The organism is Flavobacterium sp. N502536 (genome assembly GCF_025947345.1).
Lineage (GTDB): Bacteria > Bacteroidota > Bacteroidia > Flavobacteriales > Flavobacteriaceae > Flavobacterium.
Map to the genome: position 1 here is coordinate 1,785,932 of NZ_CP110011.1, position 15,233 is coordinate 1,801,164.

The following is a 15,233-nucleotide window of genomic DNA, read 5'->3' on the forward strand; positions in this document are numbered from 1 at the left end:
ACTAAAAATCCTTTTTAGAAGTTAATTGATATAAACTCTTTTCTATTGAAAAAGAATACTCTTAAATATAGTTTTTTCGTCGTTTTTTTATTCTTTTTGATAGCCTGTTCTACCAAGAAAAATACTTTTTTGGCCAGAAATTCCCACGCGCTTAGTACAAAGTATAACATTTTGTATAATGGAGGAATTGGTCTTGACAAGGGATTAAAGGCCATTCAGGCCAACAATCAGGATAATTTCTGGAAAATGCTTCCGATCGAAAAAATGCAGATCGATGAGAATTTTTCGGAAGCAGAAAAAGCGAAGAATGCAGATTTTGAAAAAGCCGAGACCAAGGCCACAAAAGCCATTCAGAAGCACTCTATGAATATTGGAGGAAGAGAGCGAAATTCACAAATTGACGAAGCCTATCTGATGCTTGGAAAGGCAAGATACTACGATCAGCGGTTTATTCCGGCTTTGGAGGCATTCAACTATATTTTGTACAAATACCCCAACAGCAGTAATATTTATACGGCAAAAATCTGGCGTGAGAAAACGAATATGCGCTTAGGCAATGATGCTATTGTAGTAAAAAACATCAACCTGTTATTAAAAAATACAGATCTGAACAAACAGACTTTTTCGGATGCAAATGCTTTATTGGCCGAAGCCTATTTAAATTTAGAAGAAAAAGACAGTGCAGTTGCCAAACTTAAAATTGCCGAGAAATTTACCAAGATAAATGAAGACCGCGCACGGTACCGTTTTATCTTAGGGCAGATGTATCAGGAAGCCGGAGTAAGAGACAGTGCCTTTTATTATTATGACGGTGTGATCGATATGAATCGAAAAGCCGATCGAAAATACATGATGCACGCCTATGCCAAAAAGGCTCAGCTGTTTGATTATAAAAACGGAGATCAGGATTTGTTTATAGAAATGTACAATAAGTTACTGGCAGATCGCGAAAACAGACCCTATCTTGATGTGTTATTTTATGAAATGGGAGTCTTTTTTGATAAAAATGATGAGCAGCAGGATGCCTTATTTTTCTATAATAAGTCACTGGGAAGAAAATCAAAAGACCCTTATTTGACTGCTTCGACCTACAGGAATATTGGGAATATGTATTTTAAGAATACCAACTATTCGGTGGCTGCTAAATACTACGACAGTACATTAGTAAAACTAGATCCTAAAACCAGAGAATTTGCGTTTATTCAAAAAAACAGAAAAAATCTGGACAACGTAATTAAATACGAAGCGATTGCAAAACGCAACGACAGTATTATTAAAGTTTACGGTTTGTCTCCGGCCAACAGAAAAAGTTATTTTAACGATTATATCGCAGCACTTAAAGAAAAAGATGAGGCGAAACGAATCTTAGAAGAAAAAGAAAAGGAAAAACTAGCCAATATTGATCGCAACACAAAGGCTGATGGAGGACCAACCGCTGTAAATCCGCAAGCAGTAGGAGGGACCAATCCTGGAATAGGGGCGTTTAATCCGCCATCAGGAAACGAAACGGCAAGTACAAGTACTTTTTATTTTTACAATCCTACGACAGTGGCTTACGGAAAATTGCAATTCAAGAAAGTATGGGGTAACAGAGTTTTAGAAGGAAACTGGAGACTGTCAGCTGTGAAATCAGCAAATACTGCAGCCTTAAATGATACTTTAAATAATAACGATGCAAACAAACTGAAAGACACCATTGTTATTGAAAAGTATACTACTGATTTTTACGAAAAAAAACTTCCTCAAACACAGGCTGCAATTGACAGCATTGGTGTAGAGCGTAATTTTGCGTATTACCAATTGGGACTAATCTACAAAGAGAAGTTTAAGGAATATGATCTGGCAAGCAATAAACTTGAACAATTGCTAAAAAACAAACCGGAAGAAAAATTGGTTTTGCCGGCGATGTATAATTTGTATAAAATATATCAAATTACCAATCCTGCACGAGCAGAGAGTATAAAATCGGATATCATAACCAACTACCCAAGTTCGCGATACGCACAAATCTTAAACAATACGAATGCAGGAGATTTAGCCTCACCTGATAAAGAATACCAAAAATGGTACAAATTGTATGAGGAAGAACAGTTTGATACCGTCTTAGATAACATTGACAACCTGATTAATCAATATTCGGGGGATGAAATTGTTTCTAAATATGAATTGTTAAAAGCCAATACTTTAGGTAAAGTAAATGGTTTGGCTGCTTATAAAAAAGGTTTAGAATCCGTTGCCGATAACTATCCGAACAGTGATGAAGGTAAAAATGCGCGTGAGATTTTAGAAAAGCAAATACCGGGCTTAGAAAAAATGGATTTTACTTCGGTGGATAGTAAAAACTGGAAGATTTTATATGTAATTCCTAATAATGATTCTGTAACCCGTAAAAAGATTGAAGAAGCAATTAGAGTATTTTTGTTAGTTGAAAACTATGAGAGGTTAACAACTTCTTTTGATAAATACAACAGAACCGAAAGTTTTGTGGTTATTCATGGTTTAAAATCAGAGGCTTACGCCAAAGATATTTCAGGAGTTTTTAGAGATGATAAAAAGTATAAAATATCAAATCCGGCAATTATTATCTCGAGTGATAATTACAAATTGGTTCAAATTAAAAAAAATCTCGAAACCTACTTAGCCCCAAAAACCCCATAATCATGTTTGACAAAGTAAAAAAAAACGGAACAGAACTTTTAGGAAAAACAAACCGAATAGTTGAAGGAACCTCTATTGTTGGAGATATCGTTTCTAAAGACGATTTTAGACTAGATGGTGAATTGATAGGAAATTTTACTTCGCAAGGCAAATTGGTTATAGGAGCCTCCGGTATTGTAAAAGGCGAAATTGTTTGCAATAATGCCGATATTGAAGGCGTATTTCAGGGAAAAATTAAAGTTTTAGAAGTCCTTAATATAAAAGCAACGGCACAGATTCATGGAGAAGTTGCCATCGGAAAACTGTCTATAGAACCAGGCGCGAATTTTACCGCTACCTGTACCATGTTAACTCATACTAAAGAAGTAACCCTAAAAGATGGAAAAGGAACCGAACAAAAACAAAAGGAACAAGTGGCTTCCACTTATTAACATTCCCGTTCAAATGGGAATTATAATTTTTTTATTTTCCTATTTTGGTACATGGCTGGATGAAAATCATCCGAGCCCAAAACTATCTTACAACACCATTTTTGTAATGATTGGGGTCGGATTAGCACTATATAATGTTATTCGCCAGGTTAATGAAATCAATAAAACAAAGTAATTGATCTATTTAGCAGCTTTAAATAAATAGTGCATCTTTGCAGAAAATTATTTCAAATGTTAGTAAAAAGCTACAAACCCATTTTATATTTATTCTTCTTTGCATTGGCCGCTTATGTAGTGCACAAAGCATTATTTTTAGTTTTAGACATTAATGCCCAAAATTTTTATTACCGTATAGAATTTTTGTATTTGATTTTTTTCGGGCTATCTGCGCTTTTATACCTTATATTATTAATAGTAAAGAAAAAGAACTTTGAAGTTATTGGTATGGCTTTCCTGTTCGGAACCTTTACACAGATGTTAGTAGGATATCTAATTTTAAGGCCTATTTTGGAAAACAAAAGCGGTGAGGTGATGGTTGAAAAAATCAATTTTTTTATAACATTTATTTTGTTTTTGTTATTTGAGACGCTTTTAACTGTCCGATTATTAAATGAAAAGCGTTAAAATAGGGATTCTGTAAAACAACGTTCAAAAATAATTTTTCATATCCTTTTGAATATTAATAAAAAATGTACCTTTGCACCAAATTTTAGAAACGTAAAAAATAAGATTTTTAACAGATATGGTGATTTCAAACAAACCGCTCAAATTTATTCTTGCAGCTTTAGTAGCTTGTTCTCCAGTAATGGGTTTTGCAAATTCAGAGAATGACTCAACGCATGTACATACTGAGGCCGCTCATGAAGAAAAAGTAATTTCACACAACGCACCTTCGGAAGGTGAGCACGCAGCTCTAGATCCAAAAGCAAAAGTGGACGCTTTTATTGATCATCACTTACAAGATTCTCATGATTTTGTTTTCTTTTCAGATGAAAAAGAAAATAAACAATATGGTTTTCCATTACCAGTAATTCTTTTTGACGGAGGTTTGAAAATTTTCTCTTCTTCAAAATTACACCACGGTGAAGCTGTTGCTGAAGTTGACGGAAACTTTTACAAATTGGTTCACGGTAAAATTTACAAAACAGATGCTGCCGGAACGATTAATTTAGATCATCACGGACATCCGGAAAACGAAAAGCCATTAGATTTTTCTATTACTAAAAATGTAGTGTCAATGCTTTTTGTTTCGGTACTATTATTTTTAATGTTTACCGGATTAGCAAAATCATACAAAAAAGGACCAATCCCAACTGGATTTGGTAGAGTATTAGAACCGCTTATTATTTTCATCAGAGATGAGATCGCAGTTCCAAATATTGGAGAGAAAAAATATAGAAAATTTATGGGTTACCTGTTAACTGTATTTTTCTTTGTGTGGTTGTTAAACTTATTAGGTATGACTCCACTTGGAATTAACGTTACAGGAAATATTGCAATCACAGTTTGTTTAGCTGCGTTTACTTTTATCATTACTCAGTTTAGTGCAAACAAAGATTATTGGGGACACATTTTCTGGATGCCAGGAGTTCCTGTTCCGATGAAAATTATTTTAGCTCCAATTGAAGTCTTAGGAACATTGACAAAACCATTCGCATTATTAATTCGTTTGTATGCAAATATTACGGCAGGTCACGTAGTAATTATGAGTTTGATCGCTATGATTTTCGTAGGTAAAAATTTAGCAGCAGATTTACCAATCTCTCTAGGGTTAACCTTATTTATTTCGGTAATCGAAATTTTAGTTGCATTTTTACAGGCATTCATTTTCACAATGTTATCTTCATTGTTTATTGGTATGGCAGTTGCTGACCACGATCATGACCACGGTCACGGTCACGAAGACAATGTTATTATTTAATTTAGAAGTTTAATTTTATATATATAAATACTTATGGGAACAATTCCAACTTTAGTAGGTGCAGGTTTAGTAGTAATCGGTGCTGGTTTAGGTCTAGGTAAAATCGGTGGATCTGCTATGGACGCTATTGCTCGTCAGCCAGAAGCTGCTGGTAAAATTCAAACTGCGATGATTATTATCGCGGCTTTATTAGAAGGTTTAGCATTTGCTGCTTTGATCTTAGGAAAAAACTAATAAAGAAAAAACTAACAACATCTTTAACGGTTGGTTAAAGGTGTTGTTACTTTTAAAAAAAGAAATTAAATATTTAATATAGTTATAAAATGGATAAGTTAATTAACGATTTTTCATTCGGTTTATTCTTTTGGCAAGCGCTAATCTTGTTGGTTTTGATTTTACTTTTAGTAAAGTTTGCCTGGAAACCAATTATGGAATCTATTACAGCAAGAGAAGAAGGTATTAAAAATGCATTACTTTCTGCAGAAAATGCAAAGAGAGAAATGGAAAACTTACAAGCTGACAATCAAAGAATTTTGAATGAAGCTCGTTCAGAGCGTGACGCGATGCTAAAAGAAGCTCGTGAAATGAAAGAGAAAATGATTGCTGATTCTAAAAACGAAGCACAGGAAGCTGGTCAAAAAATGATCGAGCAAGCTAAAGCTGCTATCGAAAGTGAAAAGAATGCTGCTATGGCTGAATTGAAATTACAAGTTTCAACTTTATCATTAAGCATCGCTGAAAAATTATTGAAAGATGAATTATCTAACAAAGAATCTCAAACTAAATTAGTAGAGAAAATGTTAGGTGACGTAAAGCTAAACTAAGATTATGGCAAGTACAAGAGCAGCAATTCGTTATGCAAAAGCAATTCTGGACTTAGCAAACTCTAAAGGTGTTGCCGAAGCTGTCAATAACGATATGAAGTCAATTGCAACAGCAATTGAGAGTAATTTAGAATTGAGTACCTTTATTCAAAACCCAACTACAAAAGTTGAAGTGAAAGAAAGTGCTCTTCTGGAAGTTTTCGCAGATGTAAATGGTGTAACTAAAGGGTTATTTCATTTATTGTTTGAAAACAAAAGATTTGAAATTCTGGAAGCTATTGCTTTAGAATACAAAAAAATATTTGACGAAGGTAACGGTGTTGAAGTAGCAAAAGTTACAACAGCAATTCCAATGGACGCGGCTTTAGAAGCTAAAGTTTTGGCAAAAGTTGCTACTTTATCAGATAAAAAAATAACAATTGAAAATACAGTAGATCCATCCATCATTGGAGGATTTATTTTAAGAATAGGTGATCAACAATACAATGCTTCTGTTGCAAACAGATTGCAGGTATTAAAAAGAGAGTTAAGTAATTAGTTTTATTACACATAAAAGTGTCTAAATTATAAATTAAGATGGCGGAAATCAAACCTGCTGAAATTTCAGCAATATTAAGAAAGCAAGTAGAAGGTTTTGAATCTGGTGCTACGCTAGAGGAAGTAGGAACAGTACTTCAAGTTGGAGACGGTATTGCTCGTATTTACGGGCTATCGAATGTACAATATGGTGAGTTAGTTGAATTTGACAACGGACTTGAAGCTATTGTATTGAACCTTGAAGAAGACAATGTTGGTGTGGTACTTTTAGGACCATCAACTGGAATCAAAGAAGGTTCAACAGCAAAAAGAACGCAACGTATTGCTTCTCTTAAAGTAGGTGAGCAAATGGTAGGACGTGTAGTAAACACTCTTGGTTTTCCAATTGATGGAAAAGGACCAATTGGTGGAGACTTATATGAAATGCCTTTAGAAAGAAAAGCACCTGGTGTTATCTTCCGTCAGCCGGTAACTGAGCCATTACAAACAGGAGTAAAAGCAGTTGATGCTATGATCCCGGTTGGTCGTGGACAACGTGAGCTTGTAATTGGTGACCGTCAAACAGGTAAATCAACTGTTTGTATCGATACAATCTTAAATCAAAAAGAATTTTACGATGCAGGAAAACCTGTATTTTGTATATATGTTGCAATTGGGCAAAAAGCTTCAACTGTAGCAGGAATTGCTAAAATGTTAGAAGAAAAAGGTGCAATGGCTTATACAGTTATTGTTGCAGCTAATGCTTCTGATCCAGCTCCAATGCAAGTTTATGCTCCTTTCGCAGGTGCAGCAATCGGAGAATATTTTAGAGATTCAGGTCGTCCGGCTTTAATTGTTTATGACGATTTATCTAAACAAGCTGTTGCTTACCGTGAGGTTTCTCTTTTATTAAGAAGACCACCGGGACGTGAGGCTTACCCTGGAGACGTTTTCTACTTACACTCTCGTTTATTAGAGCGTGCTTGTAAAGTAATTGCTGATGATGGAATTGCTAAAAACATGAACGATTTACCAGATTCTATCAAGTCTATCGTAAAAGGTGGTGGTTCATTAACTGCATTGCCAATTATCGAAACTCAGGCTGGTGACGTTTCTGCATACATCCCAACAAACGTAATTTCGATTACAGATGGTCAGATTTTCCTTGATGGAGATTTGTTCAACTCTGGAGTTCGTCCTGCGATCAACGTAGGTATCTCTGTATCTCGTGTTGGAGGTAATGCTCAGATTAAATCAATGAAAAAAGTTTCCGGAACTTTAAAATTAGACCAGGCTCAATTCCGTGAATTGGAAGCTTTCGCTAAATTTGGTTCTGACTTAGATTCAGTTACTTTAAACGTAATTGAAAAAGGAAGAAGAAACGTTGAAATCTTGAAACAAGGTTTGAATGATCCTTATCCTGTTGAAAATCAAGTAGCTATTATCTATGCAGGTTCTAAAAACTTACTAAGAAACGTACCTGTAAATAAAGTAAAAGAATTTGAAGCTGATTTCTTAGCTTACTTAAACAGCAAACATAAAGATACGCTTAACGCGTTAAAAGCTGGTAAGTTAGATGACAACATTACTGATGTTATCGAAAAAGCAGCAAAAGAAATTTCAGCAAAATATAACTAATTAGATAATTAGTAAATTAGATAATTAGAGAATGTTTCTGCATTTTTTAATTATCTAATTTTCAAATTGTCGCATTTTCTAATTAATAGATGGCAAATTTAAAGGAAATCCGTAATAGAATTACTTCCGTTTCATCGACGATGCAAATTACATCGGCTATGAAAATGGTTTCTGCTGCAAAGCTTAAGAAAGCACAAGATGCAATCACTGCAATGCGCCCTTATGCCGAGAAATTAACGGAGTTGTTGCAAAATCTTTCCGCTACACTTGATGGTGAAGTTGGAGGTGATTACACTACACAACGTGAAGTAAAAAAAGTATTGCTTGTAGCTATAACTTCAAACAGAGGTTTATGTGGTGCATTTAATACTAACGTAATTAAAGAGGTTAAGAGTCGTACCGATTTTTATGCCGGAAAACAAGTGGACGTTTTTGCTATTGGTAAAAAAGGAAATGATGTTTTAAGCAAAACACATAAGGTACACGGTCATCATAATGCAATTTTTGATCATTTAACTTTTGAAAATGTTGCCGGAATTGCTGATAATTTAACGGAGAAATTCTTGTCTGGAGAATACGACAGAATCGAATTGATCTACAATCAGTTTAAAAATGCTGCGACACAAATCGTTCAAACAGAACAATTTTTACCGTTAGCGCCAATTAAATCTGATACAGCAGTTTCTACAGGAGATTATATTTTCGAACCTTCAAAAGAAGAAATCGTGTTGACTTTGATTCCAAAATCATTAAAAACACAATTATATAAAGGAATCCGCGATTCATTTGCTTCAGAACACGGAGCACGTATGACAGCAATGCACAAAGCAACTGACAACGCTACTGAATTAAGAAACCAATTGAAATTGACTTACAACAAAGCACGTCAGGCTTCTATTACAAACGAAATCTTAGAGATCGTTGGTGGAGCGGAAGCTTTGAACGGATAAGAACATTTCAGTATAAGAAAAAGCAAAAGAGCCGACATAGCAATGTCGGCTCTTTTTATATATAGGGGGTCGTTCTTTTTACATCGTTATTATAAAATGGTGATTCTCAATTTAGTCAAAAAAGGAGAATCAATACCATTTTATAAAATCACCTATAGCTTTGTCTTTTATGGGAACAAACTAGCTTTATTAGTCCCGGTGCTCTGTTTTTTTTAAGGGTTACATTTCAGCAGAATCAATCCCTGTGCTTTGTCTTTTATAGGAACAAACTAGCTATATTAGTCCTAATGCTTTTCTTTTTTTGAAGGGTTGTATTCTAGCTTTTCATTCCCTTTGATACAAAGTTAAGATAGGAGTGGCTTTGAAAATTTATAGAATTTTCAAACTTTTTTATACATTTTACAGGTGCAGTTGCATCCCAAATTTGTGAGGAGCAATGAAAAAAATTGAGTATTTTTGAAATCTATTTTTTTTAAACAATGAAACTACAAATACAAGAACTCACTACAGTCGAAGAAATGCTGGGACAAATTGAAACCATGCGATTTCTTTATCCAAAGCTTACCGTTGAAAAGTACACCGCCTATCTTTTAGACATGATTCCTCATAACTACATCCAGATCGGAGTTTTTGAAGATGGAGTTTGTTTGGGAATTACCGGTTGCTGGTCGGGTACAAAACTATGGACAGGAAAATATCTCGAAATAGACAATTTTGTTGTAAATCCTGAGGTTAGATCAAAAGGTATAGGCAAATTACTAACGGATTATATCGAACAAAAAGCTTTAGATTTAGATTGCAGCAGTATCGTTTTGGATGCTTTTACCGGAAATTTTGCTGCACATCGTTTCTATTACAATCAAGGATACGGACCAAAAGGTTTCCACTTTGTTAAAATTTTGGACGAAAAAAAATTAACCCAATAAAATAACCGGCAAGTTTTTTTATTGAACCTACAAAATCAATAATAAACCAAAGAATTGGTTATTTTTGTTTTATAAATTTTATTACAGACATATTTTGGGATTATATAAAAATCTATTCAAACAAACTGCTATTTACGGACTAGCGACGGTTTTGCCGAGAATGCTAAGTTTTCTATTAGTGCGATTATATACTGGTATTTTACCAACTGCAGAATACGGTGAGGTATCCATTGTTTTGTCTTGGATGGTTTTCTTTAATGTGGTGCTTTCCTATGGAATGGAAACAGCATTTTTTAGATTTTATAGTGCCGAAGAAGATAAGAAAAATGTAATAGCAACGTCAACCATTTCGATATTTTGGTCGTCCATCATCTTCTTGTTTGCCGCCTTAATTTTTAGAAATACTCTGGCAACTCTGGCCGAAGTGGATGTGCAGTACATCACCTATACCGTGTGGATCCTGGTGTTAGATGCTTTGGTTTTAATTCCTTTTTCTAAATTAAGAGCCAATCAGCGGCCTATGGTTTATGCGGCCATTAAAATTGGTAATGTAATAATCAACTTATTGCTGAACATTTTTTTCCTGATGTATCTTCCTAAACTGGCAGCATCAAACCCGAATTCTGTTTGGGATAATTTGTATGTTGAGAATTTCCAGATTGCCTACATATTCATTGCAAATCTGATGGCAAGTTTAGCCACTTTTATTGTGCTTTCACCAAACTATCTTTCGCTTGGACGAAAATTTGATCCGGTACTTTGGAAAAAAATGATGAAATACGGATTGCCTATTTTAGTTGCAGGACTTGCATTTGCGGTTAACGAACATTTCGATAAAATTTTATTGGGCTATTTGTTACCGGAGAATCTTGCAAAATCGGAGGTTGGTGCTTATTCCGCCTGTTACAAACTTGGATTGTTTATGGTTTTGTTTGCAACAGCTTTTAGATTAGGTATAGAACCTTTCTTTTTCAGTCATGCAAAAAACGAAAACGCACCTCAGACCTATGCCGTAATTACTAAATATTTCGTCATTCTGGGTTCGTTGATTTTATTGGGAGTTATTGTATTTGCCGATGTTTTAAAATATTTATTACTCGATAATAAATCCTATTGGGAAGCAATGAAAGTAGTGCCGTTAATCATTCTGGCGAATTTCTTTTTGGGAATTTACAACAACCTGTCGGTTTGGTATAAACTAACAGACAAAACACAAATAGGGGCTTATATCTCAATCGTAGGAGCAATTGTAACACTGGTTTTAAATTATGTTTTAATTCCAAAATACAGTTATTACGGTTCTGCAATTGCGACCATTTCTGCTTACGGAAGTATGATGCTGATTTCTTATATTTTAGGAAACAGATACTATCCGATACCTTATGATATGAACAAAATTGGAGCTTATCTGGGAATTTCAATTGTATTTTCGGCTATTTCTTTTTATGGATTTAGAGAAAATTATTTTGTTGGAATCCCATTATTTTTAGGCTTTGTCTATTTTGTGTATCATAACGAAAAACAAACGATCAAAGGAATCATGAATAAAAAGTAACAGCACTTTTTAATCTTTTATAATAAAAATGAAAATACAAATTATCAATAAATCACAGCACGCTTTACCCAACTACGAAACGATCGCTTCGGCGGGAATGGATTTGCGTGCCAATTTAACGGAAGTTATTACGTTAAAACCTTTAGAAAGAACCATTGTAAAAACCGGACTTTTTATAGAGTTGCCTATTGGCTATGAAGCACAGGTGCGACCAAGAAGCGGATTGGCTGCGAAAAAAGGAGTAACCGTTTTAAACTCTCCGGGAACCGTTGATGCAGATTATAGAGGCGAAATAGGCGTAATTTTAGTAAATTTATCCAATGAAGAATTTGTAATTGAAAATGGAGAGCGAATAGCACAACTTATAATCGCAAAGCATGAAAGAGCGGAGTGGATTGAAGTTAAAGAGCTTTCTGAAACCTCAAGAGGAGAAGGTGGATTTGGCAGTACGGGAGTGAAATAGTTTTCAGTCGCAGTCACAGTAATCAGTTTTAATACATTACGATTAAGAATTTTAAATTACAGTATAAATAACCAAACGAAGAGGATTTTTTAAATCTTCCCATTAAAATAAATAAAAAGAAATGAAGATAATCGTTCCAATGGCAGGTCGTGGATCAAGACTTAGACCACATACTTTAACCGTTCCAAAACCATTAATTCCTGTTGCAGGTAAATCGATCGTGCATCGATTGGTGGAGGACATTGCTAAAATCTTAAAAGAACCAATCGAAGAAGTTGCTTTTATTTTAGGAGACCCGGCTTTTTTTGGAGACGATCTTGTAGCAAGTTTAGAAGAATTAGCAGGAAGTTTAGGAGCTAAGGCTTCCATCTACCGTCAGGATTTACCTTTAGGAACAGGTCATGCAATTATGTGTGCCAAAGAATCATTATCAGGTCCGGCAGTAATTGCTTACGCAGATACTTTAATCAGAGCCGACTTTGAATTAGATCCTTCTGCCGATGCTGTTATTTGGGTGAAACAAGTAGATCAGCCGGAAGCATTTGGTGTTGTAAAATTAAATGCCAATAATGAAATTATAGAATTAGTAGAAAAACCAAAAGAATTCGTTAGTGATTTAGCGGTTATTGGAATCTATTATTTTAAAGAAGTAGGTGATTTGAAAAAAGAACTTCAGGGAGTTTTGGATAACAACATCCAAAATGGTGGAGAATATCAGATCAACGACGGAATTAAAGCAATGATGGCTAACGGTAAAGTTTTTAAAACCGGTAGTGTTGATGAATGGATGGATTGCGGAAATAAAGATGTTACCGTTGAAACCAATTCAAGAATGTTAGGATTCTTACATAATGACGGTGAACATTTAGTAGATTATGATGTGAAACTAGAGAATTCTACCATCATCCCACCGTGTTACATTGGTGAAAACGTAGTGTTGAAAAATGCAACAGTTGGTCCAAATGTATCCATTGGTAAAGGCTGCCACGTTGTAGACAGTTCAATCAGCAACAGTTTGATTCAAACCTATTCTCAAATAAAAAATGCGCATCTTGACAATGCAATGATTGGTAATCATGTTGTTTATGATGGTAAATTTACCAGCGTAAGTATTGGTGATTATTCGGTTTTAGAATAGCGTAGGAGTTGGAATAGATTCGTTTTTGTTTAAAAAATAAATTTTAAAAATGATACAAAAAGGAGTTATCGCAATTTTATTTTTCGTTTTGCTTGGCAACCCAATTTCGATTATGGCTCAAACAGAACCGGAAGATATTGCTATGGCAACCGATGAGTATCAGGATGCTTTTTATGAATCATTAAAACAAAAAGGAATTGAAAATTATGATAAAGCCATCGCCTCATTGCAGAAATGCATCAAGTTAAAACCTAATGATGCAGTGGCTTACTTTGAACTCGGGAAAAATTATCTGTCTTTAAAAGATTATCGAAGTGCACAGGATTCATTTGAAAAAGCAACTCAGCTCGATCCAAAAAATAAATGGTATTGGCTGGGAATCTATGACGTAAGTTATGAAACCAAAAATTATCCTTTAGCAATTGAAACGATTCAGAGAATAATTGCTTTTGATGAAGAGTACAAAGACGATCTGATTTCGCTGTATATGATTACCAACCAATTTGATAAAGCATTGGTGGCCATCAATGAAATGAATGATAAGTTTGGGAAATCGGAAGATCGTGATCGATACAAATTGCAGATTTTATCTCAGGGAAAATACCAAAACGCAGAAATTGATAACCTAATTAATCAGATCAAACAGCATCCAAAAGAGGAATCAAACTATGTAAATCTGATTTTTTTATATTCAAAAGCAGAAGAAACAGATAAGGCGCTTAATGTTGCGAAACAACTGGCTAAGGAAATTCCAACTTCAGAATGGGCGCAGGTAAGTTTGTTTAAAGTGTACCTGGACGCCAATCAGGCCGATAAGGCAATTAAGGCGATGAATGTAATTTTGGCAAGTTCAAAAATTGATTCAAAAATAAAACACCGTACGTTAAATGAGTTTTTGATTTATGCGAACAAGAACCCACAGTATGCAGCGGATTTAGAGAAAGCGATTTCTTATTTTGATAATGATTCGAGTGTTGATGTGGCGAAAGAAATTGGAAAATTTTATCACAGCAAAGGTCAGTTTGAAAATGCGATTAAATATTATGTAAAGGATTTAAAAGCCAATTCAGAAACAGACCGTGAAACTAATTTGCTTTTACTTGAAGCATATGCGCAGTCCAAACAGTTTGAACCGATGACCAAACGGGCAATGAATATGATTGAGATTTATCCAAGTCAGCCGCAATTTTACTATTATGCCGGTTTAGGAAATAATCAGTTGAAGCAATTTAAAAATGCAAAAACCGTTTTAGAAATGGGGCTTGATTATGTGGTAGAGGACAAAACACTCGAAGCAAATTTTAATATTCAGTTAGGAGAGGCTTACAATGGTTTGGGAGATGCCAAGAAAAAAGAGGAATACTTTTTGAAGGCAAATGAATTATTAAAGAAAAAAAAGTAAAGAACAGGTGCAGATGAAAAAATATATAGCGATAGCAGTACTGTCGGTTTTCATGATTTCTTGTAAATCAAAGGCAGTCGCTGTGCAGAACAATAATAGCGAAGTAAAAGAAGTTACTCCAAAAGAAGAAAAAAAGGTAGTAGAGAATCATTATAACAATAAGTTAAATTTTTCGACGCTGTACATAAAAGCCGGAGCGCGATATGTTGACGATAAACAAAGTCAAAATGTTACGGCCGAGATTAAAATTGAAAAAGACAAACAAATTTTAGTAAGTGTTCGTTTTCTGGGGATTACCATGGCAAAAGCTTTGATTACCCCAACAGCAGTAAGCTATTACGAGAAAATAAACAGTACCTATTACGAAGGCGATTTTACAAGTTTAAGCAAATGGCTGGGAACCGAATTGGATTACAGTAAAGTTCAGAATTTATTGGTTGGTGAAGCCTTAGATGATTTGAGAAAAGGGAAATATGCACAGACCATCGTAGACAACCTTTTTCGTTTAGAAGATGAAAAAGATTCTAATTTGAAAAAGACATTCTATCTGGATGGCGAAAAATACCTGTTGCAAAAAGAAGAAATCTCACAGCCGGCAGAAAACAGAATGTTGCAGATTTCTTATGCCGACAGTAAAGTTTTCAATCAGGGAACACTTCCAACAAGTGTTGAAATCAGTGCGATTCAACCAAAAGGAAAAACAAATATTAGTTTGAATTACAATAACATTTCATTTAATGAAGAACTTTCTTTCCCTTACAGTGTGCCAAGCGGTTATAAGAAAGTTATAATTAAGTAAATTTGCAAAAAG

The 15,233-nt window shown here is 34.6% G+C and carries 16 protein-coding genes; all 16 read left to right on the plus strand.

The window, feature by feature from the left end; genetic code table 11:
• Positions 1-45 precede the first annotated feature (45 nt).
• The 16 genes from OLM61_RS07935 to OLM61_RS08010 all read left to right on the plus strand — a co-directional run bounded on the left by OLM61_RS07935 (position 46) and on the right by OLM61_RS08010 (position 15,221).
• The gene (locus OLM61_RS07935; protein ID WP_264525844.1) at positions 46-2,658 is read left to right on the plus strand and encodes a tetratricopeptide repeat protein; all 2,613 of its coding nucleotides are present in this window, start codon (positions 46-48) and stop codon (positions 2,656-2,658) included.
• Positions 2,659-2,660: 2 nt separating this feature from the next.
• On the plus strand, positions 2,661-3,089 hold the full coding sequence (locus tag OLM61_RS07940) for a bactofilin family protein (protein ID WP_173968127.1): 429 nt from the start codon (positions 2,661-2,663) through the stop codon (positions 3,087-3,089).
• The gene (locus tag OLM61_RS07945) at positions 3,037-3,264 is read left to right on the plus strand and encodes an AtpZ/AtpI family protein (protein WP_264525845.1); all 228 of its coding nucleotides are present in this window, start codon (positions 3,037-3,039) and stop codon (positions 3,262-3,264) included. Before OLM61_RS07940 ends, OLM61_RS07945 begins: the two co-directional genes overlap by 53 nt.
• 56 nt (positions 3,265-3,320) lie before the next feature.
• The gene (locus OLM61_RS07950) at positions 3,321-3,713 is read left to right on the plus strand and encodes a hypothetical protein (RefSeq protein ID WP_264525846.1); all 393 of its coding nucleotides are present in this window, start codon (positions 3,321-3,323) and stop codon (positions 3,711-3,713) included.
• A gap of 118 nt (positions 3,714-3,831) precedes the next feature.
• Positions 3,832-5,010 (plus strand): F0F1 ATP synthase subunit A, encoded by a 1,179-nt coding sequence (gene atpB, locus OLM61_RS07955; RefSeq protein WP_264525847.1) that lies wholly within the window; start codon positions 3,832-3,834, stop codon positions 5,008-5,010.
• Positions 5,011-5,043: 33 nt separating this feature from the next.
• Positions 5,044-5,244 (plus strand): ATP synthase F0 subunit C, encoded by a 201-nt coding sequence (gene atpE, locus OLM61_RS07960; protein WP_026727281.1) that lies wholly within the window; start codon positions 5,044-5,046, stop codon positions 5,242-5,244.
• Positions 5,245-5,333: 89 nt separating this feature from the next.
• Positions 5,334-5,834, plus strand: coding sequence for a F0F1 ATP synthase subunit B (locus OLM61_RS07965; protein ID WP_264525848.1), 501 nt, complete (start codon positions 5,334-5,336; stop codon positions 5,832-5,834).
• Between the two features lie 4 nt (positions 5,835-5,838).
• The gene (gene atpH, locus OLM61_RS07970) at positions 5,839-6,372 is read left to right on the plus strand and encodes an ATP synthase F1 subunit delta (protein ID WP_173968124.1); all 534 of its coding nucleotides are present in this window, start codon (positions 5,839-5,841) and stop codon (positions 6,370-6,372) included.
• 38 nt (positions 6,373-6,410) lie between these two features.
• Positions 6,411-7,988 (plus strand): F0F1 ATP synthase subunit alpha, encoded by a 1,578-nt coding sequence (gene atpA, locus OLM61_RS07975; RefSeq protein WP_213296122.1) that lies wholly within the window; start codon positions 6,411-6,413, stop codon positions 7,986-7,988.
• Positions 7,989-8,077: 89 nt separating this feature from the next.
• Positions 8,078-8,938, plus strand: coding sequence for an ATP synthase F1 subunit gamma (gene atpG / locus OLM61_RS07980; RefSeq protein WP_264525849.1), 861 nt, complete (start codon positions 8,078-8,080; stop codon positions 8,936-8,938).
• Positions 8,939-9,417: 479 nt separating this feature from the next.
• Positions 9,418-9,864, plus strand: coding sequence for a GNAT family N-acetyltransferase (locus OLM61_RS07985; RefSeq protein ID WP_264525850.1), 447 nt, complete (start codon positions 9,418-9,420; stop codon positions 9,862-9,864).
• Positions 9,865-9,958: 94 nt separating this feature from the next.
• On the plus strand, positions 9,959-11,419 hold the full coding sequence (locus OLM61_RS07990; protein WP_264525851.1) for a lipopolysaccharide biosynthesis protein: 1,461 nt from the start codon (positions 9,959-9,961) through the stop codon (positions 11,417-11,419).
• A gap of 28 nt (positions 11,420-11,447) precedes the next feature.
• Complete coding sequence (gene dut / locus OLM61_RS07995) at positions 11,448-11,882, plus strand: dUTP diphosphatase (protein ID WP_264525852.1); 435 nt, start codon at positions 11,448-11,450, stop codon at positions 11,880-11,882.
• A 121-nt stretch (positions 11,883-12,003) separates the two neighbouring features.
• Positions 12,004-13,020, plus strand: coding sequence for a sugar phosphate nucleotidyltransferase (locus tag OLM61_RS08000; RefSeq protein ID WP_264525853.1), 1,017 nt, complete (start codon positions 12,004-12,006; stop codon positions 13,018-13,020).
• Between the two features lie 49 nt (positions 13,021-13,069).
• A complete protein-coding gene (locus OLM61_RS08005) occupies positions 13,070-14,422 on the plus strand; it encodes a tetratricopeptide repeat protein (protein WP_264525854.1) in 1,353 nt (450 codons plus the stop codon).
• A gap of 13 nt (positions 14,423-14,435) precedes the next feature.
• Positions 14,436-15,221, plus strand: coding sequence for a DUF4292 domain-containing protein (locus OLM61_RS08010; RefSeq protein ID WP_264525855.1), 786 nt, complete (start codon positions 14,436-14,438; stop codon positions 15,219-15,221).
• The last annotated feature ends 12 nt before the right edge of the window (positions 15,222-15,233 follow it).

Bases quoted from the DNA above. Each gene is read 5' to 3' on its own strand.
- OLM61_RS07940 (WP_173968127.1), top strand. From the start codon at position 2,661: ATGTTTGACAAAGTAAAAAAAAACGGAACAGAACTTTTAGGAAAAACA.
- OLM61_RS07945 (WP_264525845.1), top strand. From the start codon at position 3,037: ATGGAAAAGGAACCGAACAAAAACAAAAGGAACAAGTGGCTTCCACTT.
- OLM61_RS07950 (WP_264525846.1), top strand. From the start codon at position 3,321: ATGTTAGTAAAAAGCTACAAACCCATTTTATATTTATTCTTCTTTGCA.
- atpB (WP_264525847.1), top strand. From the start codon at position 3,832: ATGGTGATTTCAAACAAACCGCTCAAATTTATTCTTGCAGCTTTAGTA.
- atpE (WP_026727281.1), top strand. From the start codon at position 5,044: ATGGGAACAATTCCAACTTTAGTAGGTGCAGGTTTAGTAGTAATCGGT.
- OLM61_RS07965 (WP_264525848.1), top strand. From the start codon at position 5,334: ATGGATAAGTTAATTAACGATTTTTCATTCGGTTTATTCTTTTGGCAA.
- atpH (WP_173968124.1), top strand. From the start codon at position 5,839: ATGGCAAGTACAAGAGCAGCAATTCGTTATGCAAAAGCAATTCTGGAC.
- atpA (WP_213296122.1), top strand. From the start codon at position 6,411: ATGGCGGAAATCAAACCTGCTGAAATTTCAGCAATATTAAGAAAGCAA.
- atpG (WP_264525849.1), top strand. From the start codon at position 8,078: ATGGCAAATTTAAAGGAAATCCGTAATAGAATTACTTCCGTTTCATCG.
- OLM61_RS07985 (WP_264525850.1), top strand. From the start codon at position 9,418: ATGAAACTACAAATACAAGAACTCACTACAGTCGAAGAAATGCTGGGA.
- dut (WP_264525852.1), top strand. From the start codon at position 11,448: ATGAAAATACAAATTATCAATAAATCACAGCACGCTTTACCCAACTAC.
- OLM61_RS08000 (WP_264525853.1), top strand. From the start codon at position 12,004: ATGAAGATAATCGTTCCAATGGCAGGTCGTGGATCAAGACTTAGACCA.
- OLM61_RS08005 (WP_264525854.1), top strand. From the start codon at position 13,070: ATGATACAAAAAGGAGTTATCGCAATTTTATTTTTCGTTTTGCTTGGC.
- OLM61_RS08010 (WP_264525855.1), top strand. From the start codon at position 14,436: ATGAAAAAATATATAGCGATAGCAGTACTGTCGGTTTTCATGATTTCT.